Origin of the sequence: Fodinisporobacter ferrooxydans (genome assembly GCF_022818495.1) — a bacterium.
Taxonomy (GTDB): Bacteria; Bacillota; Bacilli; order Tumebacillales; family MYW30-H2; genus Fodinisporobacter; species Fodinisporobacter ferrooxydans.
In genome coordinates, this window is the sequence record NZ_CP089291.1 from 3,666,590 (window position 1) to 3,691,976 (window position 25,387).

General features: G+C 46.3%; 24 protein-coding genes. 3 read left to right on the forward strand and 21 right to left on the reverse strand.

Annotated features, from left to right (window positions below):
- Positions 1–70: 70 nt before the first annotated feature.
- A complete protein-coding gene (locus tag LSG31_RS17625) occupies positions 71–628 on the forward strand; it encodes a helix-turn-helix domain-containing protein (protein ID WP_347436357.1) in 558 nt (185 codons plus the stop codon).
- Between the two features lie 36 nt (positions 629–664).
- On the opposite strand, the gene LSG31_RS17630 is transcribed toward LSG31_RS17625, so the two are convergent.
- The 4 genes from LSG31_RS17630 to LSG31_RS17645 form a co-directional block, all read right to left on the reverse strand.
- Entirely contained in the window at positions 665–961 is a 297-nt protein-coding gene (locus tag LSG31_RS17630) for a hypothetical protein (protein ID WP_347436358.1), read from the reverse strand.
- Between the two features lie 148 nt (positions 962–1,109).
- Positions 1,110–2,723, reverse strand: a complete 1,614-nt coding sequence (locus LSG31_RS17635; RefSeq protein ID WP_347436359.1) for an ABC-F family ATP-binding cassette domain-containing protein — start codon at positions 2,721–2,723, stop codon at positions 1,110–1,112.
- A gap of 94 nt (positions 2,724–2,817) precedes the next feature.
- Positions 2,818–4,605 carry an aminodeoxychorismate synthase component I gene (pabB, locus tag LSG31_RS17640; RefSeq protein ID WP_347436360.1) on the reverse strand — a complete coding sequence of 596 codons (1,788 nt, stop codon included), beginning with the start codon at positions 4,603–4,605 and terminating at the stop codon, positions 2,818–2,820.
- A gap of 23 nt (positions 4,606–4,628) precedes the next feature.
- Positions 4,629–4,967: an ATP-binding domain-containing protein gene (locus tag LSG31_RS17645; protein ID WP_347436361.1), complete on the reverse strand. Its 339-nt coding sequence runs from the start codon at positions 4,965–4,967 to the stop codon at positions 4,629–4,631.
- A gap of 233 nt (positions 4,968–5,200) precedes the next feature.
- Here LSG31_RS17645 and LSG31_RS17650 point away from each other — a divergent pair, with 233 nt between their 5' ends.
- Positions 5,201–6,184 carry a tyrosine-type recombinase/integrase gene (locus LSG31_RS17650; RefSeq protein WP_347436362.1) on the forward strand — a complete coding sequence of 328 codons (984 nt, stop codon included), beginning with the start codon at positions 5,201–5,203 and terminating at the stop codon, positions 6,182–6,184.
- 183 nt (positions 6,185–6,367) lie between these two features.
- Here the strand turns inward: LSG31_RS17650 and LSG31_RS17655 are convergent, their stop codons facing one another.
- The 13 genes from LSG31_RS17655 to surE form a co-directional block, all read right to left on the reverse strand.
- On the reverse strand, positions 6,368–8,017 hold the full coding sequence (locus LSG31_RS17655; RefSeq protein ID WP_347436363.1) for an alpha-glucosidase: 1,650 nt from the start codon (positions 8,015–8,017) through the stop codon (positions 6,368–6,370).
- A gap of 107 nt (positions 8,018–8,124) precedes the next feature.
- Positions 8,125–9,843 carry a glycoside hydrolase family 13 protein gene (locus tag LSG31_RS17660; RefSeq protein WP_347436364.1) on the reverse strand — a complete coding sequence of 573 codons (1,719 nt, stop codon included), beginning with the start codon at positions 9,841–9,843 and terminating at the stop codon, positions 8,125–8,127.
- A gap of 83 nt (positions 9,844–9,926) precedes the next feature.
- Positions 9,927–10,757, reverse strand: coding sequence for a carbohydrate ABC transporter permease (locus LSG31_RS17665; RefSeq protein ID WP_347436365.1), 831 nt, complete (start codon positions 10,755–10,757; stop codon positions 9,927–9,929).
- Positions 10,754–11,650 (reverse strand): carbohydrate ABC transporter permease, encoded by an 897-nt coding sequence (locus LSG31_RS17670; RefSeq protein WP_347436366.1) that lies wholly within the window; start codon positions 11,648–11,650, stop codon positions 10,754–10,756. Before LSG31_RS17670 ends, LSG31_RS17665 begins: the two co-directional genes overlap by 4 nt.
- Before the next feature lie 134 nt (positions 11,651–11,784).
- Entirely contained in the window at positions 11,785–13,140 is a 1,356-nt protein-coding gene (locus LSG31_RS17675) for an ABC transporter substrate-binding protein (protein ID WP_347436367.1), read from the reverse strand.
- 36 nt (positions 13,141–13,176) lie between these two features.
- Positions 13,177–14,208 (reverse strand): LacI family DNA-binding transcriptional regulator, encoded by a 1,032-nt coding sequence (locus LSG31_RS17680; RefSeq protein ID WP_347436368.1) that lies wholly within the window; start codon positions 14,206–14,208, stop codon positions 13,177–13,179.
- A gap of 298 nt (positions 14,209–14,506) precedes the next feature.
- Positions 14,507–15,274, reverse strand: coding sequence for a DnaD domain protein (locus LSG31_RS17685; protein ID WP_347436369.1), 768 nt, complete (start codon positions 15,272–15,274; stop codon positions 14,507–14,509).
- Between the two features lie 158 nt (positions 15,275–15,432).
- The gene (gene asnS / locus LSG31_RS17690) at positions 15,433–16,725 is read right to left on the reverse strand and encodes an asparagine--tRNA ligase (RefSeq protein ID WP_347436370.1); all 1,293 of its coding nucleotides are present in this window, start codon (positions 16,723–16,725) and stop codon (positions 15,433–15,435) included.
- A 122-nt stretch (positions 16,726–16,847) separates the two neighbouring features.
- Entirely contained in the window at positions 16,848–18,389 is a 1,542-nt protein-coding gene (locus LSG31_RS17695; RefSeq protein ID WP_347439554.1) for an AAA family ATPase, read from the reverse strand.
- Between the two features lie 8 nt (positions 18,390–18,397).
- Entirely contained in the window at positions 18,398–18,925 is a 528-nt protein-coding gene (locus tag LSG31_RS17700; RefSeq protein WP_347436371.1) for a hypothetical protein, read from the reverse strand.
- A gap of 301 nt (positions 18,926–19,226) precedes the next feature.
- Complete coding sequence (locus LSG31_RS17705) at positions 19,227–19,745, reverse strand: hypothetical protein (RefSeq protein ID WP_347436372.1); 519 nt, start codon at positions 19,743–19,745, stop codon at positions 19,227–19,229.
- A gap of 3 nt (positions 19,746–19,748) precedes the next feature.
- On the reverse strand, positions 19,749–19,919 hold the full coding sequence (locus LSG31_RS17710) for a YpmA family protein (RefSeq protein WP_347436373.1): 171 nt from the start codon (positions 19,917–19,919) through the stop codon (positions 19,749–19,751).
- 28 nt (positions 19,920–19,947) lie between these two features.
- The gene (gene surE, locus LSG31_RS17715) at positions 19,948–20,706 is read right to left on the reverse strand and encodes a 5'/3'-nucleotidase SurE (protein WP_347436374.1); all 759 of its coding nucleotides are present in this window, start codon (positions 20,704–20,706) and stop codon (positions 19,948–19,950) included.
- 120 nt (positions 20,707–20,826) lie between these two features.
- On the opposite strand from surE, the gene LSG31_RS17720 reads away from it, so the two are divergent.
- The gene (locus LSG31_RS17720) at positions 20,827–21,087 is read left to right on the forward strand and encodes a hypothetical protein (protein ID WP_347436375.1); all 261 of its coding nucleotides are present in this window, start codon (positions 20,827–20,829) and stop codon (positions 21,085–21,087) included.
- A 123-nt stretch (positions 21,088–21,210) separates the two neighbouring features.
- Here LSG31_RS17720 and LSG31_RS17725 read toward each other — a convergent pair whose 3' ends face one another.
- The 4 genes from LSG31_RS17725 to LSG31_RS17740 all read right to left on the reverse strand — a co-directional run bounded on the left by LSG31_RS17725 (position 21,211) and on the right by LSG31_RS17740 (position 25,365).
- Positions 21,211–22,509 carry an amidohydrolase gene (locus LSG31_RS17725; RefSeq protein WP_347436376.1) on the reverse strand — a complete coding sequence of 433 codons (1,299 nt, stop codon included), beginning with the start codon at positions 22,507–22,509 and terminating at the stop codon, positions 21,211–21,213.
- Between the two features lie 36 nt (positions 22,510–22,545).
- Positions 22,546–23,577, reverse strand: a complete 1,032-nt coding sequence (gene mtnA / locus LSG31_RS17730) for an S-methyl-5-thioribose-1-phosphate isomerase (RefSeq protein WP_347436377.1) — start codon at positions 23,575–23,577, stop codon at positions 22,546–22,548.
- A gap of 20 nt (positions 23,578–23,597) precedes the next feature.
- Positions 23,598–24,407 (reverse strand): S-methyl-5'-thioadenosine phosphorylase, encoded by an 810-nt coding sequence (mtnP, locus tag LSG31_RS17735; protein ID WP_347436378.1) that lies wholly within the window; start codon positions 24,405–24,407, stop codon positions 23,598–23,600.
- Between the two features lie 334 nt (positions 24,408–24,741).
- Positions 24,742–25,365, reverse strand: coding sequence for a redox-sensing transcriptional repressor Rex (locus tag LSG31_RS17740; protein WP_347439555.1), 624 nt, complete (start codon positions 25,363–25,365; stop codon positions 24,742–24,744).
- Between the last annotated feature and the right edge of the window lie 22 nt (positions 25,366–25,387).

Below are 25,387 nucleotides of genomic sequence, written 5' to 3' on the forward strand. Positions count from 1 at the left end.
CCAAATATACTATGTAATGTGTGAAAAGATTGGGTTTGGTGATAAAAGATTTGGATCGAGGAGTGTTCAAATGGAGAAAGATTTATCAATGCGAATCGGCCAACGTTTGCGTTTCTATCGACAGCAGCGGAAATTATCGCTGGATGACCTGGCGGAACTGACCGGCGTCAGCAAACCGATGCTTGGACAAATCGAACGCGGCACATCCAATCCGACAGTTGCAACACTTTCAAAAATCGCGTTTGGACTGCAGGTTCCATTCACGGCATTTCTTGTAGAAAATCCGTCTGTAAAAATTTTTCGCGTTGAGGAACAACCTTTATTGCAAGAAGATCACGGCCGTTTTCAAACGTATAATACGTTTGCAGCGCCAGGTGTTCCTCTGGAAACCTTTCGCATCCGTTTGTTGCCAGGCTGCAATCATGATTCCGAGCCTCATGGCTTGGGAGTGATTGAATCCATTACCGTCTATTCCGGGACGCTTACCATCGAAATTGGCGCTGAGACCTGTACGCTGGAACAGGGTGATTCTCTCTCATTTTCCGCAGATACGCATCATGTTTACAAAAATCAAACGGACAACGTATGCGAAATCGCCTTGCAGCTTTTTTATTCTGTCCAGCAATAATCGAAAAAGCAGGAGCAGCAAGCGCCAGAAGCGTTGCTATTCCGCTCCTTTGATTGCCTGCAGCAAATCAAACATATGTGAGATAATCTGCTCGCGAAACGCATCCTTTGTTTCCAGTTCCCCGATTACCGCCACATCTGTCCGATATTCATGCAATAAATCCGCTTGCTCCATTAATTCAAGCAATTGCTCTTTCACCGGTCCCGCGGTTTCGTCCAGCAGCGGATGCACCTGTTTTTTAACCGCTTCCGATAATGTCATATCATGACGGGGCCCGCCATTGCTCTTCAGTAAATTTCTGATGACTTCCAGATGATGTGTTACAGTATCCATCTTTCTATCTTCCCTTTCTGCGTTTACCTGCCTCCCCTATTCTTTCCTGTCTTGCATGGAACATACTTCATTTTCGAATAAAAAACAGCTCAAAATTCCATGTAAAGGCCATTTGAGCTGTTTTTGCCAGTTTAGCAATCGATTAAAATCACCGATACAAACTTTCCTGCAATTCTTTGACATGTGCATTCTCGAGATATTCATCGTAGGTCATCGATCTGTCAATGATTCCGTTCGGAGTGATTTCAATGATCCGATTGGCAATTGTCTGTATTAGTTGATGGTCGTGGGATGCCAGCAAAACGGCTCCCTGGAATTGCATCAGTGCATTGTTGAGAGCGGTTATGGATTCGAGATCCAGATGATTTGTCGGCTCGTCCAACAGCAGTACATTCGCTCCTGTGCACATCATTTTGGAAAACATGCAGCGCACTTTCTCGCCCCCGGACAGTACGCTAGCCTTTTTCAACGATTCATCGCCAGAAAACAGCATGCGTCCCAAGAAGCCGCGAATATACGTTTCGTCCTGTTCTTTTGAATATTGTCGCAGCCATTCGATCAGATTTAAGTCCGTAGCAAAAAATTCCTCGTTGTCTTTTGGGAAATACGCTTGCGATGTCGTAATCCCCCACTTGAATTCTCCGCTGTCAGGAGTGATTTCCCCCATTAATGTACGGAATAACGCGGTTTTGGCCAACTCATTCGTCCCTGCGAGTGCGATTTTATCGCCCCGGTTCACCGTAAAACTGATGTTGTCCAATATTTTCTCGCCGTTTAGCGATACAGTTAATCCCGCAACAGACAGAACATCGTTTCCGAGCTCCCGATCCGGCTTGAAGTCGATAAACGGATATTTCCGAGAGGATGGCTTGATATCGTCCAATGAAATTTTATCCAGCTGTTTTTTCCTTGATGTCGCTTGCTTCGACTTGGACGCATTTGCGCTGAATCGGCGGATGAACTCTTCCAGCTCCTTGATCTTTTCTTCCTTTTTCTTGTTGGCGTTTTTCGCCAGCTTAAGCGCCAATTGGCTGGATTCGTACCAGAAATCATAGTTGCCCACATACAACTGGATTTTGCCGAAATCGATATCTGCAATATGTGTGCAAACCTGATTGAGAAAATGTCTGTCATGGGAAACCACGATCACCGTATTTTCATAGTCGTAAAGGAAATTTTCCAGCCATTGAATGGATTCCCGATCCAGGTGGTTCGTCGGCTCGTCAAGGAGCAGAATATCCGGATTTCCGAATAATGCCTGGGCCAGCAATACGCGTACCTTTTGATTCCCGTCCAACTCTTTCATTTTCATTTGGTGGCACGCAACATCGATGCCAAGTCCCTGTAAAAGTTCAGCAGCTTCCGGTTCCGCTTCCCAGCCATTCAGATCGGCAAATTCCGCTTCCAGTTCCCCTGCCCGCATGCCATCCGCATCGGTAAATTCTCCTTTTGCGTAGATGGCATCCCGCTCTTCCATGATTTCATAAAGCTTGCGATGCCCCATGATCACTGTTTTGAGGACTTCATACTCATCAAATTCGAAGTGATTTTGCTTTAAAACAGCCACCCTGGAACCCGGAGTGACAATCACTTCTCCATTGGTCGGTTCGATTTCTCCACACAATATTTTTAGAAATGTGGATTTCCCCGCTCCATTTGCACCGATCAGCCCGTAACAATTGCCCGGCGTAAATTTGATCGAGACATCTTCAAACAATGCGCGTTTTCCATAACGCAGCGTAATGCCATTTGTACTGATCATCTATCTGCTACCCCCTATTTTCACTAGGATTATATGTTATTTCCCGGCCAAATGGAAGTGTTGCCGGATGTTTTGCGCTGCACTTTTCAAATTTTTATTCTTCGAGATGCACGGGCACACATCCGCGCACACTATTGATAAACCATATGTGCTCTGCCCGCCGGATGTCCGAGCGGGTGAGACGCTTTTCCTCGATGCGTCCATCCGCGAGCAGTTGCGCCCGCATCGTTCCCGGCAACAGTCCGCATGCGACGGGTGGAGTCAGTTTTTGTCCATCGATTTGAACGACGACATTCCCGTTTATAAATTCGGTAATTTCCTCGTCTTCATTCCATAACAGAACATCAAATATCCGATCCGATGCAGATCGATGTGCTTCATACATCGACCGATGTGTAGTTTTATGGTAGAGAAATCGATTGTTTTTGGAAATCGCCGTTTGCGCAAGAGCAACAGCTTTTGATTCTCCGGAACTTGCAGCAAGGATTGCCGGAAGCGGTGTGCTCTCGATTCGAACTTGACCGCTTTGTGTCACAAGCAGCCTTACACGGCGTACTTCCTCGGCTGAAAACGAGTTGGCATAGTCCGTTAGCTTGCATTTTACATGGTCCAAATCGAGAGGAATCGCAAAATACTGGGCAGATTTTTGCAACCGTTCCAAATGGCGCTTGAACAAAATATAGTTTCTCTGTTCCATTTTCAGCGTTTCCAGCAACTCAAATGTCGGCATTTCTTCCGTGAGCAGGGCAGCTTTGGCGAACGCTTCCACATACTCCTCCTCGACTGCCGAATCCCAGGTAATCCCTCCGCCAACCCCGTATTCGGCCATACCGGTGGCTGCATCCAGGATCATGGTGCGAATGGCAACATTGAAGACCGCATTGCCGTTTGGTTTGATCAGTCCAATCGTTCCGCAGTATAATTCCCGCGGAGCCGTTTCCCATTCGGAAATCAGTTCCATGGTGCGGATTTTCGGAGCGCCGGTAATAGAGCCGCATGGAAACAAGGCTTGCAGCACATCGATCCATGTTGCATGCGTGTGCAACTGGCCCACGACCGTCGATGTCAGTTGAAATACGGTAGGATAGCGTTCCAGTTCGAACAGTGCAGGTACATGAACAGACCCGGTTTCTGCAATACGGCCGATATCATTTCGCAATAAATCCACAATCATCACATTTTCCGCCCGGTTTTTGTCGGAAGCTTGCAGCCATGCCGCCATTTCCTGATCCTCTTCAAACCAGCGGCCCCGCTTGGCAGTGCCTTTCATTGGGCGAGTGGCGACCTGCCGATCCTTTACATGAAAAAACAGTTCAGGAGAAGCCGAGAGTATCCGATGTGAGCCGATATTCAAATAGGCGGAATAATTCCCTTTTTGGGCAGCGCGCAACAACTGGTAATACGCAAAATCGTCACCGGAAAAATGGGAACGCAGCCGCATCGTGTAATTGAGCTGATATGTTTCCCCGCGGCCTATCGCATCTTTGATGCGTTGCATCTTGGACGCATATTCCTCTTTTGAAACAGTGGACTCCCATGGCATGAAATGAAATTCTCCTGTGCCGGCAAAAGGCTTTGCTAACACCGCATGGGGTTCCTGCAAAGGCTCTTGAAAGATACCGAACCAAGCCAATGGAAGCTTATGGGAGTGCGCGGCAGAAAATGCCGGATCAAACGCGGGGGCTGCCTCATAGGTGAGAAATCCTGCCGCATACAGCCCTTTGTTTACTTCCATTTGAATCGCACATAGCGTTGGATACACATCTTCGATTGAATAGACTGCAAAGATTTGAATGGGGTCACGGAACAACAGCGGTTGTCGACAGCCATTTTCATCAGTAAAATCAAACAGAAGGAACGGTGATGGGATACGATCATTCATGGGAAACTCCTTTATTTCTCGAATCAACTGATTTTTACCGGCTGATCCATTGCCTCAGCCAAAAGTTGCGTCAATTCTCCCGCATAATATACGAAAAAGTCATGCAATGCCCGCGTACATGCCGTATAAAGCAATTTGCGATCCGACTTTCGCTGGTAAACGTTTGCACCTGCATTATAGAGAAGTACTCCATCAAATTCCAATCCTTTGGTGAGATATGCAGGTATGACAATGACGCCGCTGAAAAAGGATCGGGATGTTTTGGTCATTAAATGAATGCGCTTGGCTGATAAAGACTCCATCGTATAATGTCCGATCTCTTTTTCAAATGTCATTGTATAGTCTTTGATAAATTTCCGCAAATGTTTGTATACGATATCCCCCTCGAAAATATGCGGCGCGTTTTTTACATTATTGCATACAACTTATCGAACAAATACAGTGGATCTGGAAAATTCACATCGTGCATCTCGATTCTATTGTTTTTACATATCAAGTGCCGATTTGACTTTCACTGATTTTGACCAGACCCGTTATGATCTACTAGAATAAGAGAAAACAAGACAAATCAACGATGTTTGGGAGAGAAGTTTTGATGGAACAGCAAAAAGAGATTCAAATTCCAAATCCATTCCTTCATTATCTTGATTTATACCTGGGGACATTGCTTGGAAAAGGGAAAGCGGCCAAAACCATCGAGAATTACGGACGGGATATTCGGCTGTTTTTTGAGTATTTGGCGATTGCGTATCCTTCCGTGCAAGATGTGCCGGCCATTCGCCGGGAACATATGTATACCTATTTTAATCATCATCTGACACTACAGAGGGGAAATGCACAAACGACCATTCAGCGCAGGCGGATTGCTTTGCGCCAGTTTTTTCAATTTCTTGTGATTGATGTAAAAGTAATCGCAGCATCCGATAATCCCTATCATGAGGAGTCAGCCATTCGGGAAAAAGTGGTTAAACAAGATAAATTGCCAATCTTTTTGGAAATCCATGAAGCGATTGCGTTTCTGGAAGCGATTTTCAAGCGGGACGACAAACGGGGCGGCCGCAAGGATTGGATGAAAGAACGGGATATTGCCCTTTTCAGCTTTATCCTCGGTACAGGCGTGCGCATTTCGGAGCTCTGCAACATGACAGTCGAGCGCTATGAGACATTGATATCGAGCGGCACTGCCAGGATCCTCGGCAAAGGAGACAAAGATCGGGATATTCCCATGCGGGAAATTGATCTCAGACGATTGGAGCAATATATGAACGTACGTCCAAAGCCTGAGCCTGAGCATGGATGTATTTGGCTGACCAAATCCCTGCAGCCGATGGTGCCTAGAAACATTCAGGGCATCATCAAAACATATGCCGGACGGGCCGATCTTCCCATGGAAAAGAAACGCCGCCTGACACCGCATAAACTCCGTCATTCCTATGCATCGCTGCTTCTGGAAAACGGAGCCGATCTGCGCACCATCCAGGAACTGCTGGGACATGCAGATATTTCTACGACCCAGATTTATACACATATATTAAAAAGCAAAAAACAGCAGGCGATTGAAAATTTGCCGCAGTTTTAAAGTATTCATCATACTGATTTCGGTATATCACACAATTTCACTTTCATAATCGAAAACATAAAAGCCGGAATCTCTTAATTTAAGGATTCCGGCTTTTTATATTCCCATAATTTTTATTATGGTGGATTTTACGTCATTTGGTTGGCGGCGCCCCTATGTGCATCCTTCTGTGCATCCTTCTGTTCATTTGCCGGCATTTTGTTGAAACGCATAGATTCTCGCTTCATGCGGACGCAAAAGAATCGTATCCAAAGGATTTGCGAAAGAAGTTTCCGGATAATTGGCCAAAAGGAGTTTGTCGGGATTTCTATATTCCTTGGGAACGGAAAACGAACGGTCGCAATCCGAATGGTTGAGAACAATCAGCCAGCAAACGTCCTCCCATGTGCGAGCATATGCATAGATATGGAGATCCCCATCCGACACGTCTTGATATTCTCCATACACCATGACCGGATGTTGTTTCCGCAATTGAATCAACTGCTTATAAAAGGCGAGGACAGAGTTCGAATCTGCCAAATCTTTTTCCACATTGATTTCTGTATAATTGGGATTGACTTGAATCCAGGGCTCCCCTTTCGTAAACCCGGCATTCCCGGAATCATCCCACTGCATCGGCGTGCGCGAGTTGTCACGGGCCAATGGACGCAGCGTTTCCAACACTTCCTTGGGACTCCCCCCTTTTGCCACTTCTTCTGTATATTTGTTTTTGACCGCAATATCTTTGTATTCTTCAATCGACGGGAAATAGACGGCAGTCATTCCGATTTCTTCCCCTTGATAAATATAGGGAGTTCCCGGCAACGTATGGATCATCGTCGCCAAAAGCTTGGCCGATTCGATCCGATACTCCCGATCATTTCCATAGCGGCTGACTTGCCGCGTATGGTCATGATTGTTTAAGAACTGGGAATTCCAACCTTTCCCCCATAATCCTTGATACCAACGCTGCTGGATCTCCTTGAAGCGCAGCATGTCCCACTTGGGCATTTCATCACAGATTTCGAAATGAAAGATCGTATGCAATTCATCCCGATCTTCCCCCACGTACAAGAGACCTTCCTTCGGCGTTACAAAGGCGGCTTCGCCAACCGTCAGAATATCATAATGACATAGCACTTCCTCATTCATTTCCCGCAAAAACTTATGAATCCCCGGATTGTTGGTCAGATAGCGAATATCATCGGGATTTTCCGCATCGGGAAATCCGTTTGGCTTGGCCAAGAGAGCAATGGCATCCAAGCGGAATCCGTCAATTCCCTGATCCAGCCAAAATCGCATCATTTGATAAATTTCTTTCCGAACATTCGGATTTTCCCAATTTAAATCCGGCTGTTCGACGGCAAAGGAATGAAAATAATAGGCATCTGTTGTTTCATCATATTCCCAGGCAGATGGCGTAAAATAAGACCGCCAATTGTTGGGGGGCGCTCCTGCTTTGGCATCTTTCCAAATGTAATAGTCCCGCTTTGGATTGGATTTGGACGAACGGGATTCCACAAACCAGGAATGTTCATCGGACGTGTGATTCACGACCAGATCCATGATCAGTTTCATCCCCCGCTTGTGAACTTCCGCCAACAGCTGCTGCCACAAAGCAAATGTTCCCGCTTTTTCCATAATCGAATAATAATCGCGAATATCATAGCCGTTATCCACATCCGGCGAATCATAGCAAGGGTTCAGCCAAATCACATCAACGCCCAGCTCTTTGATGTAATCCAATTTCTCGATGACCCCTTGCAAATCCCCGATGCCATCCCCATCCGTATCGTAAAAGCTGCGCCAATACACTTGGTACACAACCGCTTCTTTCCACCAGGTTCGCTTCATTGCTGACATAACTCCTTTAATACGTCTGTATTTATAGGATCGACCGCTAACAATTCGATTGATCGAGTAAAAAAGTCTCCGTATGGAGACTTTTGATTTTCAATTTTTCATTTTGAACCAATGTTTTTTGTTTTTTCATGCTCGTTTTCATATGCGTATACGCGCGCTTCGTAAGGCCGGAGTGTAAATGTTTCGATGTTTGTTGCGGAATCTTCCGGGTAATTGCTGATCAAAAGCTTGAAGCTGCGAAGCTCAAGCTGTGCAGGCAACTGGAACACCGGCGTACCTGCAAAGAAATTCAATACAACCAGAAGATGCGCATCGCCGAACGTTCTCGTATATGCATAAATCTCCGGATGATCGGCCAAAATCAACTGATAGTCTCCATATACCATGACTTCATGTTGTTTGCGCAAGCGAATCAATTGCCGGTAATAGGCGAGAATCGAATCGGAATCCTGCAATTGCTGCTTGACGTTGATCCGGGTGTAATTCGGATTCACTTGGATCCAGGGCGTTCCGGTTGTAAACCCTGCTTGCAAACCGGCATCCCATTGCATCGGTGTGCGGGAATTGTCCCGCCCTTTTGCATAAATGCTGTGCATGACAGTTTTTGCATCCTGCCCTTGCTCTACTGCTTTTTCTTTGTACATGTTTAAAATTTCTACATCTCGATATGCATCGATCGTGTCAAACGCCACATTCGTCATGCCGATCTCTTCCCCTTGATAAACGTAAGGAGTACCACATAACGTATGAATATAAGTAGCCAATAATTTGGCCGATTCTTTCCAGTATTTCGCATCGTCGCCGAAGCGGGAAACGGCTCTCGGCTGGTCATGGTTGTTGAAATAAAGAGCATTCCAGCCTCTGCCGTATAATTCCTTTTGCCATTTGCCCATGACCGACTTTAGATCAAGCAGGCTCCAAGGGCGTACATCCCATTTGCCGCCTGGTCCGGAATCGATCGACATATGTTCAAACTGAAACACCATATTAAATTCCTCGCGGCCCTCTTCTACATACAGCAATGCTTCTGTAGGACCGACACCTGACGTCTCGCCGACTGTCATGATATCGTAGCGGCTCAATACTTCTTGATGCAAGGATCGGATTTGTTTATGAACTTTCGGCAGATTGGCAAAATAACGATATCCGACCGTCCAGAAATTTTCTTCCGGATGCGGATCGTCCGGCAGTCCGTCCGCTTTTCCGATATGATTGATCGCATCGACACGGAATCCGTCAATGCCTTTGTCCAGCCACCACTTGACCATTTTATGAATTTCATCTATGACTGCAGGATTTTCCCAATTCAAATCCGGTTGTTTCTTGGAGAATAAATGCAGATAGTATTCATCAGTCGTTTCATCGTATTCCCAGACGGAACCGCTGAAAAACGATTCCCAATTGTTTGGCTCTTTCCCTTCCTTGCCGTGACGCCATATATAATAATCCCGTTTGGCATTGTCTTTGGATGATCGCGATTCAATAAACCAGGGATGTTCATCGGAAGTATGATTCACAACCAGATCCATGATCAATTTCATTCCGCGATTGTGTACTTCTGCCAATAACCGGTCAAAATCCTCCATTGTTCCAAACTCGTCCATAATGTCATAATAATCGCTGATATCATAACCGTTGTCATCGTTGGGCGATTTGTAAATCGGACTCAGCCAGATGACATCAATCCCCAAATCTTTTAAATAATCCAGTTTTGCTAAAATTCCTTGCAAATCGCCGATCCCATCTCCATTGCTGTCTTGAAAGCTTCTCGGATAGATTTGATATACGACCGCTTCTTTCCACCATGTTTTTTTCATTGTTTCTCTCCTAGATCCGCTTTTTCTTATCTGATTGTTTTTTCTATCTGAATGTCTGTTTTCGTTCAATGGCAATGCCGGACTTACCCTTTGACAGCACCAGCCGTCAATCCGGATACGATCCATTTGCGGAAAATGATGACCAATATAAAGATCGGAATCACAGATACGACAGAACCCGCAAAAATCGTTCCATACGGCACATCATATTGGCCGCTGAACAACGCGATTCCCACCGGAATGGTGCGCATCGCATCGGATGAGTTGAACACAAGGGCCATGAAAAATTCTGTCCAGGCAGCCACAAATGTAAAGACAGACGCTGTAAACAAGCCTGGCGTAGTGATCGGCAAATAAATCCGGTAAAAGGTTTGAAAAACGGTGGCGCCATCCACTTTGGCCGCTTCAAACAACGCTTTTGGCACTTGCAAGAAGTAATTGCGCATGATCCAAATGGCAAACGGCAAGTTAAATGCAACATATGGAACGATCAGCGCTTGATAGGAATTCAACCAGCCCAATGAACGAAGCAGCATGTACAACGGCGATATGATGGCAATCGGCGGGAACATGGATATGACCAAAAGCACAATCATGATGGCCGTCTTGTTGCGGATCGGCAAGGAAGCGACAGCAAAACCTGCCATACTGGAAAAGAACAAGACAAGAAATGTTGAGACGATTGACACAATCACGCTATTGATGATGTACACCTGAAAATGAAAATGCGTAAACGCCTCCGTATAATGCTGGAACGTCCATTGTGTCGGCAACAGGGTTGGCGGATACACGCTGATTTCCGTGTTGGGTTTAAACGATGTGACGACCATCCAATAAAACGGAAGAATGATAAGCAACAGAAAAAAGAGCAAGACGAAATATCCGAACACTTTTCGCGATTTTGACTGGATCATGCCGATTCTCCTTCCACCAATGAGCGAAATGCCGATAAAAAGATCAAACAGGAAATCAACACAAGAGCAACCGTACTGACGGCAATGGCGGAACCGACGCCAAAATGGAGATTTTGAAAGAGCGCCTGTTCACCGAGAATCGCCAGGGACTGCGTAGTCGTGCCAGGGCCGCCGCCTGTAAGTACGAACGGCAAATCAAAAATTCCAAACGCTTGCAAAATGCGGAACAATCCGGCAAGTGCGATACTGCTGCGCAACAGCGGGAATGTCACGCTCCAGAACGTCTGCCAGCGATTGGCGCCGTCCATATAGGCAGCTTCAAAATATTCTTTTGACAACATCTGCAGTCCGCCCAACAGAATGATGACAACAAACGGTGTGGTTTTCCAGATATCGGCAACCATCATCGCTATGACCGCACTCGTCGATGTCCCAAGCCACGTGACAGGCGCGCCGATTACATGCAGTACTTGCAAAATGTAATTCAAGACCCCATAGACGCCGTTGTAGATGTACGCCCACATCTGTGCGGAAATGACCGTGATCAGAGACCATGGAATCAACATCACCACGAGTGAAACGTCTTTTAACTTTTCAATTCCGTTGATCGCAAGTGCGATCATCATGCCGATTACCAATTCGGCAACAACTGTTACAATCGCATAATAAACGGTAAACCAGACGCTATGCCAATATACAGGAGACGAAAAAATCACGTTGTAATTGGAAAAACCGATAAATTTCATCAAAAATCCGTTTGTTGTAAGGCGAATGTCATTCAGGCTCATCCAGACGGAATAGAGAATCGGAAAAATCGTAACCAATCCAATAACCAGCAATGCCGGCAGCATGAGCGAATACCCGGCCCTTTTTTCCATTTTGCGTTCATTCATACGTTTGCTGCACCACCTCAAAAAGTAAATAGCGAAGGCGCAAGAATGCGCCAACGCCTGATCAGAACTGCTATCTCTCATTTGCCTTTCGGATTTGTCAACGCCGATCTGTCATTGATCGCTGCCCAAACGGTTTATAGTCCGCCGGAACTTGCTGAAGATTGAATCGCTTGCTGCGCTTTTTTCAGAGCGTCATCAACACTAATGCCGCCAGACAATGCCTGGTTCACATTGGTATACAGAGCTTGGGAAATTTGCGCATAATTCGGATTCTGGCTTGGACGGGAAACGAATTTCGTCTGACTTACTATATTAAAGATAGGACTAACCTTTTTCACGTTCGGATCATTTTGCACGTCTTTGTTTGTCGGAATCTCGGAAAATTGTTTTGCCATGATCGTTTGTGCTTCTTTTCCTGTCATCCAGTCAATAAACGCCAATGTTGCCGGCACGTTCTTGGTATGCGGGTTGACAAACAAATCCCAACCGCCGACCGAACTATAACCCGCACCGCCGCCGAATGTCGGCAAAACAGTAACGCCGACTTTTCCGACCACTTTCGAGTCTTTCGGATTTTGCGAACTTGTCCAAGCATACGACCAGTTCCTGAGGAATGCCGCATCCCCATTATTAAATACATTCATGGATTCCGGTTCTTTGAACGTATCTTCCGCCGCAGGAGAAACTTTGGATGTAATCAAGCCGCGCATGAACGACAAAGCTTTCTTCGCTTCCGGTGAATCAAGGGCAGGTTTGCCGCTGCTGTCTAACACTTTTCCGCCGGCATCTGCCAAAATTTCTGTAAAATCACAAGTCAATCCTTCATAGGAAGCCCCTTGCCATACATATCCAAATTTTACAAGTCCCTTATTCTGCAATGTTTGTGCATCTTTCTGTACTTGTTCCCAACTTGTCGGTACTGGCAATCCCGCTTTATCCAACAAGTCTTTGCGGTAAAAGAGGAAAGCGGTATCTGCGAAAAACGGTGCCGCATACACTTTTCCCTGATATTTCGCACCATCTACAAGACCATTGGCGAAGCGGTTCCAAAAATCAGCCGGCAATACTTTATCAAGGGGCATTGCCAGTTGGGAATGGGCAAACTGCGCCGGCCATACCACATCACCCATATACACATCAGGCGTCGTTGCGCCGCCGCCAATCGCCGTCGTCAGGCTGGCACGGTTGGTATCCGTATTGGTGTTTTGATTTTGCAAGGTAACTTTGATATTGGGATGTTCTTTGTTAAATGTGTCTACGAGAGTCTTGCGCAAGCCGTTGTTCGTAATCGGTGGAGCTGCCCAGACGATGGAACCGCTGGCTTTTGAAAAATCAACGGGCCCGTTTCCTGTTGCTGCCGTATTGTTGGCGTTTTTGTTGTCTGCCGCTTGCTGCGTGTTATTGGTTGCCGCGCCGCAACCGGCTACCAGACTGCCGAGAGTCATGACTGCTGCACCTAAAACCATACCTTTTTTCACGAATGATGACATAATGGTTTGACCTCCCCTTATCTTGGGTTTTGTTTTTTATGTGTTAACAGGTATCATACGAACGGATTCCCGCTCGACAATGCGGTGTGGCAGATAGTGAATGCCGCCATCGATTTGGGCGTTTTGATTTTGAATCGCCTGCAGCAAATACTCAATCGCCAGTTCTCCGATTTGCTTGATCGGCTGTGCGACCGTAGTCAATGTTGGTGTCACCATCTGGGCAATCCGCAAGTTGTCAAATCCCATCACAGAGATATCGTCTGGTACCCGTAAACCACGATCATAAAGACAGCGCATGGCGCCAATCGCCATCGTGTCGCTGGCTGCAAAAACAGCTGTCAACTGATTTTGCTCCTGCTTCTCCAGCAATCGCGACATGGCAAGGTATCCATGTTCAAAGCGATAATTCCCAAATTCCTTCCAATCTTCACAAAACGGGATCGATGCATGCTGCAACCCTTTTTTATATCCCTCAAAGCGCGGGGCTCCGGCAATGATATCATCAAGCGGACCGGAGATCATGCCAATGCGGCGATGACCGCGAGAGACAAGATAGGATACTGCATCGAAACACGCCCGCACGTCATCCACCTTGAATGCCGTCAACGGGAATTTCCCATAGCTTTGTGTCAGCGTCAGCACAACGGGGATCCCCAATCGGGACAGAATGGGGTCGTAGTCAACTGTGACCGGACGACTGGTAAAAATAATCCCATCCACCTGATGCTGTTTTAGAAATGTAAATCCATCTTGTGCTCGATCCAATCCATGATGTGAATCAAACAACAGCACTTTCATTCCGTTATTCCTGGCAACTTCCTCGATACCGACATAAAGTTCACTGAAAAACATATCGCTCAGACCATGCACCAACAGACCTAACGTATCCGTTTTTTGCGCACTCAGGCCTCTTGCAATCGCATTCGGTGAAAATCCCAACGCAGCGATCGCCTCTTGCACCACTTGTTTTGTTTCTTCACTGACCAATTCAGGCGTATTTAACACCCGAGATACTGTTGCCGGCGAAACGCCTGCATGATTCGCTACATCGCGAATGGTTACTTTCATCCCTAATATCCCCCACATTTTTTGATCCTATCATCAAAAAGTATAAATCTTTGAAGGGAATCGTATAAGTCCCAAAGGGATTTTTTCATGCATAACTTGCAAATATTTATGAAACAGTTTCATAAATCGATTTCATAGTGATTGTAAACGAATACACCCCACTGTGTCAACTGTATTTTTCGTCACAATTCATCAAGATTCGCCGCTGATTTCCTCCCCCGTTTTGGCGCTCTATTCTCGTTGTTTTCTCCCTGAAATAAAAAAAACCAATCCGAACTGGATTGGTTGGCGATTCTTTTCAGGTAGTGGAAGCTTCCTGCTGGTAATATTCATAAAAAACATCATATTTGCTGGTATTGGTTTTTTTCGCGGCCGCATGTTTCTCATGATTTTGTTTGGCTGGCTGCTGATTTTTGGATTCGGATTTTTTATTTTTATATTCTTCCCGGTGCATTTGCAATTGCTGCATGGTGCGTATGTTTTGTTTTCCCCATTCAAACAAAATGCGATCAATATATTTGAAATTATATTTACCGGATAAGACAGATTCTCGCAACGCCTCAAGAATCATCAATTCATCATATCCATCCGTATCCAGCCATTGGATAATTTGTTCATACTCAATCGCTGTCAATGGACGTCCAAACTCCGATTCAAATACGGAAAACACGTTTTTGCTCCGAACGGGCTCAATCGGAGCCATGTTCGGCTGCGGATGCAGACGATGTGTCAACATACCGATTACGGGTGACAAGTCATAGTTTTCACTGACCTGACCGTCTGTCGTCATGGGAACAATCGTTATGTATCCACGGTTTACAAGCCGCTGCAAGACCGTAAAAATTTCGTCTGAGCCGATACTCATGCGTGCTGCCAAATCTGGCATCGTCGGAAACACATTTTGCTCCACTTGTTGAAACGTCAAAATATGCAAAATCAGCATCATTTCCGTTTCATTCAATCCTATATTCTGGTATTCCATCATGAATAATGAAGGAAAAGACACAAATGGAACGGTGAAATAGGCGGCCATCGGCAATTCCATTCGATTATGAGACAGATTCATGACAGCGCCCCCTTCTCATATCTAGTATAGCACGTATATCCTATGGAAAAACAGCAGAAATACAATGGAAGAATAGAAAGAGACAGCAACCGGTCACTGTCACTGTCTCCTCGTGGATTCCGCTCATACGGCTTTGGTTTTTTTGTTCAGACACCCGATTACGGATACAATCGATACAAAAGGCGTGGGAATGGAATGGTTTCACGGACGTGCTCCAGTCCGCAAATCCAAGCTACCACCCGTTCAAGGCCAAGACCAAACCCGGAATGTGGAACAGAACCGTATTTCCGTAAATCCATATACCATTGATAAGCTTCCATAGGCAGTTGGTGTTCTTCATAGCGTTTTTGCAAAAGCACCGGATCGTCGATTCGTTGACTGCCGCCGATGATCTCCCCATATCCTTCCGGCGCCAACATATCGGCACAAAGGGCCACTTCCGGACGATTCGGATCGGGTTTCATATAGAATGCCTTGATTCCAACCGGATAGCGTTCGATAAATACCGGTCGATCATAGGAAGACGCAATCTCCGTTTCATGAGGAGCGCCAAAATCTTCTCCCCACTTTATATCGTGGCCCCGTGCTTGCAAGAATTTGATCGCATCATCATACGAGATCCGCGGAAATGGTGCTTTCACAGTCTCCAATTTGGAAATATCCCGGCCGATCGTTTTTAATTCCAATGCGCAATGTGCCAAAATATGTTGAACGACGTGTGCGACAAGTTGTTCCTGGATCCGCAAATTCTCATCATGATCCGCAAACGCCATTTCCGGTTCGATCATCCAAAACTCGATCAAGTGACGGCGCGTCTTTGATTTTTCCGCGCGGAATGTCGGTCCGAACGAATACACTCGTCCCAATGCCATAGCGGCTGCTTCCATATACAACTGACCACTCTGTGTCAGGTAAGCATCTTCTTCAAAATACTTGGTATGAAACAAATTGGTCGTTCCTTCGCAGGAAGAAGGTGTAAGAATCGGCGGATCTACAAGTGTAAAACCATCGTTGTCAAGGCAGCTTTGAATCGCTTTGATGATTTCCGCCCGAATCTTCAAGATAGCGCGTTGTCTGGGCGAACGAATCCAGAGGTGACGGTGATCCATCAAAAAATCGACGCCATGCTCCTTCGGCGTGATCGGATAATTCTCCGAATCGCCTACTACTTCTACATTCGTAACAGTCATTTCAAATCCGCTCGGCGCCCGGTCTTCTTTGCGAACCAATCCGGTTGCGCGAATGGAAGTCTCTTGTGTCAACGTATGGCAGAGCTGAAAGACTTGCTCAGGCACTTCCGCTTTTACGACAACTCCTTGAATAAATCCGGAGCCGTCCCGGATTTGCAAAAACTGTATTTTACCACTGGAGCGTTTGTTATGTAACCATCCTTCAATAAGTACTTCCTGATCGACAAATTGTCCAATGGTTCCGATAGTTGCCTTTCTCATATTCTCCCTCCAACTTGAGCGAACCGCACAACAAAATACGCAAAGCAAAGTATAACAAAAAAAACACCTGAACGCAAAAATAAGATTTTGTAAAACGTTCAGATGTTTTGATCGTATAAAAATTATACGGCAATCGGTTGACTTTCGCCGTTGTCGTCAATCGCGTGTTTTGCTGCTGTTTCTGCAGTCGTAAACTCCATATCTTCAGACATTCCAAGCTGCTTTTGCAACCAATTTCTGAATTCATCACCTGTCATGTTTTCATGCTGAACAATCGATTGGGCCAATTCGCGAATTCCTTCCGCAAACGGTTCCAGCAATTCTTTCGTTTCCTTTTCCCGCTCGGACAGAATGAAGCGAATTTCTTCATCGAGGATCGTTTGCGGCAAATTGTCTGCATCGACAATTCCGATTCTCGACAAACCGCATTCCACTTCCGTACGAGCCAAATTGGAGGCTTGTTGAAAATCGTTTTGCGCCCCCGTACTGCGATTGCCGTACAAAAGTTGTTCGGCAATTGTGCCGCCAAGGGCTACTTTGATTTGGTTGTTCAATTGATCGATCGTGTACAGATAGCTATCCTTTTCCGGAATCTGCCGGACGAATCCAAGGGCATTTCCACGGGGTGCGATCGTGATGTGGGAAACGGAATTCGGTCGCACCAATTCACTGATGATGGCATGGCCCAACTCATGAATCGCCACTCGCCGCAATTCTTCCCGATTGGGAATCCGTCCTGTCTTTTCTCCCATCAAGACTTTGTCGACCGCATCGCGGAAATGCTGCTGTTCAATCCTTTCTTTCTCTTCCCTAAGGGCCATAATCGCTGCTTCGTTCGTCAAACTTTCCAACTGGGCGCCGGAAAATCCATACGTCTCTTGCGCCACATGCTCAAGATTCACATCACTTGACAAAGGCTTATTGCCCGTCTGAATCGAAAGGATATGCAGCCGGCCTTCCCGATCCGGAAGATCCACTTTAATCATACGGTCAAAACGTCCTGGTCGAAGAAGTGCAGAATCGAGGATATCGACCCGATTGGTTGCGGCTACTACCAAAACAAAAGGCGATTGCGTCGTCTGCATTCCGTCCATTTCCGTCAACAGCTGATTGAGGGTCTGGTCATATTCCTGATGGCTTTGCGCACCCCGGCGGCCGCCGACGACGTCAATCTCATCGATAAATACGATCGCACTGTCTTTTCCTTCTTTTTTGGCAAGCATCCGGGCTTTTTTGAACAATTCCCGTACCCTTTGCGCTCCTACACCGACATACATCTCGACAAATTCACTGCCGGAAGCTGATACAAATGCTGAATCCGTATACGTTGCTGCCGCTTTTGCCATCAACGTTTTTCCCGTTCCCGGGGGGCCGGTCAATAAAATGCCTTTTAATGGGCGTATCCCCAATGCTTGTATCTTTTCACGGCGTTTCAAGAAATCAAGTGCTTCCATCAACTCCCGTTTCGCCGTATCCTGACCGCCAATTTGCGCAAAATCAATCGCATGCTTCACTGCTGCGCTTTTGGTTCCGCCTGTGACCGTTGTCCGTCGCTCCATCATAAACAATAAAGCAATGGACAACCCGATCAGAAACACGATCGGTACAATATTAAAACCGAGACTTGCGAGGAAAATCAAAACTGCGGCAACGAATCCGATCATCAATTCTTTCACGATGGATTCACCCCCTGCTGTTGATTGTTGTATGGAATAATATCATCCAATTGATGGCTGTCTTGCGTCAATTGGATATATACGTTTGCCGAATCCATGGAAACATTGGCAACCACGTTTGCTTGTTTGGCACGACTCTCGATCGTTTGAATCATTTCCGTGTAATTGCCTTTGTGAATGCCTTCATATAATACAGGCTGCAAGGTTTGATACAAATGTGCCAAAGCTTCTGAACGCGTATCGACAACCTGAATCTGTGTATCGCTGCCTAACGATTGCAGCACGACTTGCTTGATTTTATGATAGGTAGACTGCAAATCTTGCACATTCCACACAGTAACTTTCACGGTCCGATTTTGATTCGAGATCATGACTTTCACGCTTTGGACAGATGGAACCTGCTTCAAAGCCTGCTCCGCCGGATGTTCGAGTCCAAAATTCTTGTAAACCGCCCAACCGCCGAATAAGATGGATAGTGTAATCACGATCACCACAAGTGTCGGGATAATTCGTATACGTGACATCGATACATCCCTCCTCTACGAATTCCGATGTTTGAAACTCTATTGTTCTGGTTTCTTAAAACTTATATTTCATGCATTCTATTAGAAATTACAAAACTCGAATCCGGAAATTGGTTTACATAACATCAGCACTCGATCAGTATATCATGAAATTCAGGAAAGATCAGTAGAAAAAACTAGAAAACATCGAGTCATTTGCTTGAAAAATCCCGAACATGCCTGCATGAAATTCTTACGGCAATTTCGGCGCATCGGGAAAGACGTTTCACTGTAAAAAAAGTTCTACTGTGTAGAGAAGAATTCAATTGTGCAGCACATAGGTCCAAAGCAATTTTCCGGTGTAAAAATCAAAGTATGCATATTTTCCATGTCCATTTTGGTCTTTTCCATACACTTCCCAGACGAGTTTACTTTGTGCAACTTTGGAAAATTGGGTTTGCACATGCGGATCAATGAGACCAGGCAGCGCATGTATGACTTGGACGATATCGACAGGCGACTGCTTGGCGATCGACAGGATCTTATCCCGCTGCAAACCGTTTGCGGCAAGCTCCGCATATGTCGAATGTGCGGTCGCAAAAGCCCAGACGTCCCTGCCTAAGGAATCTTTGCCGAAAAATACATATTCTGTGGGGCCGCCTGTATAAATCTCCCCTGTTTGTATCGTCTGTAGAATCGTCGAATCCAGTACGCGCTGGCCAGCGAGAACGAGCGTTTGGGTACGGGCTGCAAAAATGGTGTTGGCATACCAAATGGCGAAACCAAGAATGCAAATCACGAGAACGAGACTGACCAGGAACCACCGTTTCAATGTTTTCATCTGTCATTCCGTCCTATAGATTGTCACTACCAGTTTGTTTGCTTCATCACTTTTGGATAAGCCGAACACTACATCCCTATCTTTCAAATTCCGGTTTAGAAAATCGATCAACTGATACAGATCATCGGTTGCTGTCACTTTTTTGGTTGCAATAATCTCCAATTGCCCTGGCATAGTTTTTCTCTTCCCTCTCTCGAAAGCCTTACTGAAACGTCCACTGTTTCAATTGTTTCATCCATGCTTCATCGGTTAATGTCAAACGTAATGGAGTTATGGAAATCCATCCGCTTTGCACAGCCGACACATCCGATTCCGGATCATTCTGTGTTGTTATTTCTTCACCGATCAGCCAATAATAGGACCGCCCCAAAGGATCCAGACGCTTCTCGTAATTGGTGCTGAAAGACCGTTCGCCAAGTGTTGTCACGCGCACACCCTGAATCGGCGCGTTTGCGGGCGGGACATTGATGTTTAGAATCCGATTTTTTTCAAACGGTTGGGATTGGATCATTGGAATCATTCGTTCTACAAATTGGGCTGCAGCTGCAAAGGCAAAATTTTTATATCCGCATGCAGAGACCGCAACGGCCGGAATACCATTCATCGCAGCTTCTACTGCTGCCGAGACTGTCCCCGAGTAGAACACATCCATCCCCAAGTTCGAACCGGCGTTCACACCTGAGATCACAATGTCCGGCTGTTCGTCCAGCAAAACATGCATGCCCATTTTTACACAATCAGCCGGCGTGCCGTTAATTTTGAATGCAGTTACGGGAAGGCCCAAGTCGACTTCATGCACATGCAGCGGCTTATGTAATGTAATGGCGTGTCCGGTGGCGCTTTTTTGGCGATCGGGAGCGACAACAGTCACTTGATGTTCGGTATGCTTGCATAAATGTTCAGCCAATACTTCAATGCCCTTCGCATAAATACCATCGTCATTTGTCAATAAAATCCGCATGGCGCCTCCTCCTATTTGCCAGTAAAGATGGATACGTCCTTGATTGGCAAAAACCTTTTCTTATACGTCCAATCCCTTAGGCAATACTATCTGTACACCAACGAGGGGGTGAAGGGAGTTATGCAACAGCCTTCAAGTGTTCACCACCAGAACGCGAACCTGTCAAACATCCCACAGGATGTGCATACATTCGCTCGCGACATGGCTTCCCGGATTGGTATTTTGCATTATCTGGAATCCGGTGAATGGTGGGCTGCACCTTATGTCCTAAGCCGCACCATCCAATCGTCAGAGATCTCCGTCCGGAACGTGTACGGGAACCTAAATCACATCAATAAACGCTTCAAATTATTGACACACAAGGATCTCCAGCGATTTTAACACGTATTCCGCGTCTCTTGTGACAGATAACGTGAATCTTGAATCAGGTGGAATGTTTACGCCATCTGATTCTTATCTGAATCAACAACGATTTATTTTCTTATCTGAATCAACGCCAACGATTCATTGCCGTTGCAACAACCGATCTACAATCTGGTTTGCCTGTTTGAAAATTTGCGTCTCATCCAATGTCAAACATGCTTTGTTTTGAATCACGACACGACCATCGATAATCACATCTCGTACATCACCGGCCGCTGCGGCATACACCAAGTGTGCAAGAATGTCATGACGCGGTTGCAGATGTGGTTTTTGAAAATCTACAATAATAAAGTCGGCGAGACTTCCCACAGTCAAAGTTCCTAATGAATTCCCCAAAAACAATGCATCCGCACCGCCTTTTGTGGCCAGATGCAGCGCTGTGGAAGCAGAAATGGCCAGCGGATTTTCCAACAGACCTTTATGAATCATCGCAGCCATCCGCATTTCCTCAAACATATCCAGGCGATTGTTGCTGGCCGCTCCATCTGTTCCAAGACCTACGACAATCCCCCGTTCCAGCATTTTCGTAAGCGGTGCAATGCCGCTGCCTAATTTTAAATTGCTGTTGGGATTGTGGGCGATCGCCATGCCGCAAGCCGCAATGATATCCAGATCCTCGTCCGTCACATGCACGCAATGTGCGCCAATGACCGGACGATCCAGCAGACCGACTTCTTTTACTAATTGTATGGGCGTTTTGCCGTATTGTTGTAAACAATCTGCAACTTCTTTGCGAGTCTCGGATAAATGGATTTGGATGGGCACTTGCAGTTCCTTGGAAAGTTCGGCAATCCCCCGCAAGTATTCAGGAGGACATGTATAAGGCGCATGCGGACCAAGCATCGTTCGAATTCTGCCGTTTGCATATCCTTCATATTTGCCCACGAATTCCACCGCTTCCTGTTTTGCCGACTCCCCTTTCTCCCCAAATCCGATGAGTCCGCGCGACAGTACCGCACGCATCCCGGATTGCTCAACAGCCAGCGCCACTTGCTCTTCAAAAAAATACATATCGGTAAAACAGGTCGTACCCGATTTCAACATTTCTAATATGCCCAATTGCGTACCGACATAAATATCTTCTGCCGTCAATTGATCTTCCAGCGGCCAGATCTTGTTTTGCAGCCATTCCTGCAACGGCAAATCATCCGCATATCCGCGCAGCAAAGCCATCGCCGCATGTCCATGCGTATTGATCAGTCCAGGCATCACAACACAGCCGCCGGCGTCGATCACTTGATCAAAGCGATCTTTGGCATCTTGCCACTCGCCGCTGCCGATTTTTTCGATGTAGGAACCGTTCGTAACAATATACCCGTTTTCGATGATTGCGGCAGTCGCCGAAGCGACTATCGCGGCATGTTCGATCAATAATTTCATAATCCCATGACTCCTCTGCCATTCCTATATCTACATTTATGCTTTTACCAGTTGTTTCATCGCTTCGCTATTTGGGCGATGGATTACGCCGTTTTCCGTAATGATTGCAGTGATCAACCGATGCGGCGTCACATCAAATGCCGGATGCAGTGCATCAACTCCAAGCGGAGCCACCCGTTGTCCGCCAAACGTCAGAACTTCTTCGCTGGAGCGTTGTTCGATCTCGATAGCTTCACCCGTTGTCATGCTCCAATCGATGGTTGACATCGGCGCAGCAACATAGAACGGTATCCTGTGGGCATTGGCAAGGACCGCCAAGGAATAGGTGCCGATTTTATTGGCTGTATCTCCATTGCTTGCCACCCGATCGGCGCCGACAATTACAAGATCCACCATGTTTTGCTGCATCAAATAGCCGGCCATACTGTCTGTGACAATCGTTACAGGAATATGTTCCGCTTGCAGCTCAAACGCGGTCAACCGGGCGCCCTGCAAATAGGGGCGAGTTTCATCCGCATACACTTGACTGACTTTGCCTTTGGCAAATGCGGAACGGATTACCCCAAGGGCCGTTCCGTATTCGACCGTTGCCAGTGTGCCCGTATTGCAATGCGTCAATATCCTTGCATCTGACGGAATCAGCGTTTCTCCGTTCTCGCCGATTTTGCGATTGACGACGATATCTTCCCGCGCAATCGCCTCTGCTTCATCAACCAATCGACGCACGAATTCTTCTGTCGCAAGAGGCAAGTTCAGAATGCCCCGCATGCGCTCGATGGCCCAAAATAAATTCACGGCGGTCGGCCGTGTCTGACTCATCTGATCCAGGACTTCATTCATACTCTTGACAAAGTCTTCCGCATTGAAATGCTTGCGTTCCTGTGCGGCGATTGCAATGCCATATGCGGCAGCCGCGCCGATCGCCGGCGCGCCGCGGACGTTCATATCGACGATGCAACGCGCCACTTCTTTCGCAGTCGTACAATGGATCCAGCGTTCTTCCTGCGGCAGTTTTGTCTGATCCAGTATATCGATTGACGTACCGTAAAACTTTAATGATTGTAACATCGGCGTTCTCCCAATCCTGACTATTTTGCCAACGATCCCAACTCATGCAGAGCATGTGGGCATTGACAGGTTCTTTCCCCTGACGAATCTTCGATCACTTGATAAAACAGTTCGCGAACGTTTGCCACATTTGCCTGCATGACTTCCATAACTTCCCGGTGTGTCAAAGCTTCCTTCGAAATGCCGGCACAGTAATTGGTCACCATGGCAACAGTGGCATAGCACATTTCCTGCTCCTTTGCCAGCACCACTTCGGGAACGGAAGTCATGCCGACAACATCGCCGCCAAAGCCGGCAAACATCCGAATCTCTGCAGGCGTCTCAAAACGCGGTCCTTCTGTGCATACATAGGTTCCTGATGCCTGCAGGACAATCCCCAAACAGTCGGCAGCTTTGGACACTTCTCCTCGCAACCGTCCGCAATACGGGTCAGTCATATCAATATGAACAACCCCTTGTTCCCCTTCAAAAAATGTGACAGGCCGCTGTTTCGTAAAATCGATAAATTGGTCGACAAGCACCAAAGACCCCGGTTGCAACCCTGCGTGCAATGAGCCAACGGCAGCAGTTGCCAATATTTGTTGCACGCCGATCGACCGCAATGCCCAAATATTCGCCCGGTAATTGACTTTATGCGGCGGCACCGCATGTCCTTTTCCATGCCTTGGCATAAAAGCAACCGTTTTTCCTTGCAGTCGGCCAATGTGTAAAGAAACATCTCCATACGGCGTTGCGATCGAGTGTTGCTTGGGCTGCTCCAACAAATCCGGTTGGTAAACGCCCGTTCCGCCGATAATCCCATAGCTTGCCTGTGTTTGTATTGTACTCATGTTCATTGCTCCAATATGTAAAGTAAATGTGTATATGTGTTCAAATGCCTTTCGATCAGTTATGGTATCATTTAACCAAAAACGTCGAAACAAAGTCAATACGCCGTTCTTTTTCGTGTTTCAATCATTCATTCCGGACGACGCGCAGAAGAATCGCGGTTTGGATGCAGGTATGCAAATAAATGGACGAACGCAAACAGACCAGGCAGCCGCACACAACCTGGTCTGAAACGATAGCAAAACAAGCAAAACGAAAAATCCGTATCGTATTGAAATCTTCCTATTAGAGGATGTTCAAAAAGCAGTCAAAACTTTCTTTTTTGAACACGCACGATTACAAATAATAGGCAAGACTTTGCAACTCTGTCGTCAAATCCGCGTTGCGCAAATGAACATTGGCGGGTACCTTGAGCGTGACAGGCGCAAAATTCAAGATGGTTCGAACACCGGCAGCGACAAGTTTGTTCACGACTTCCTGTGCAGCAAATGCAGGAACTGTAATAATTCCCATCTCAATCTCTTGTTTTGCGACGATCGCTGACAATTCATCCAAATGATAGATATTCATGGCGCCGATGCTTGTACCCACTTTTTTCGGATCTGTATCAAAGATGGCCGTAATCGTCAGGTTTTCTTTTAAATACTGATTATAATTGCTGATGGCAATCCCAAGATGTCCTGCCCCTACAAGAGCCACTCGAATGGTACGATCCAGTTTCAAGATCTGTTTGATTTTTTCTATTAAGTAAATGACTTCATACCCGATGCCTTTTCGCCCAAATTCGCCAAAATATGCAAGATCTTTCCGAATTTGAGCCGGATTCATGTCTAATTTTTGCCCTAGTTCATGAGAGGATACCGTCCGGATATTCATATCGAACAAATGTTGCAAATACCTCAGATAAATCGGTAATCTTCGTACAACTGCTTCTGATATTTTTGGAGTTTTGGATTGCAGACTAACCCCCTCCTATACCCTG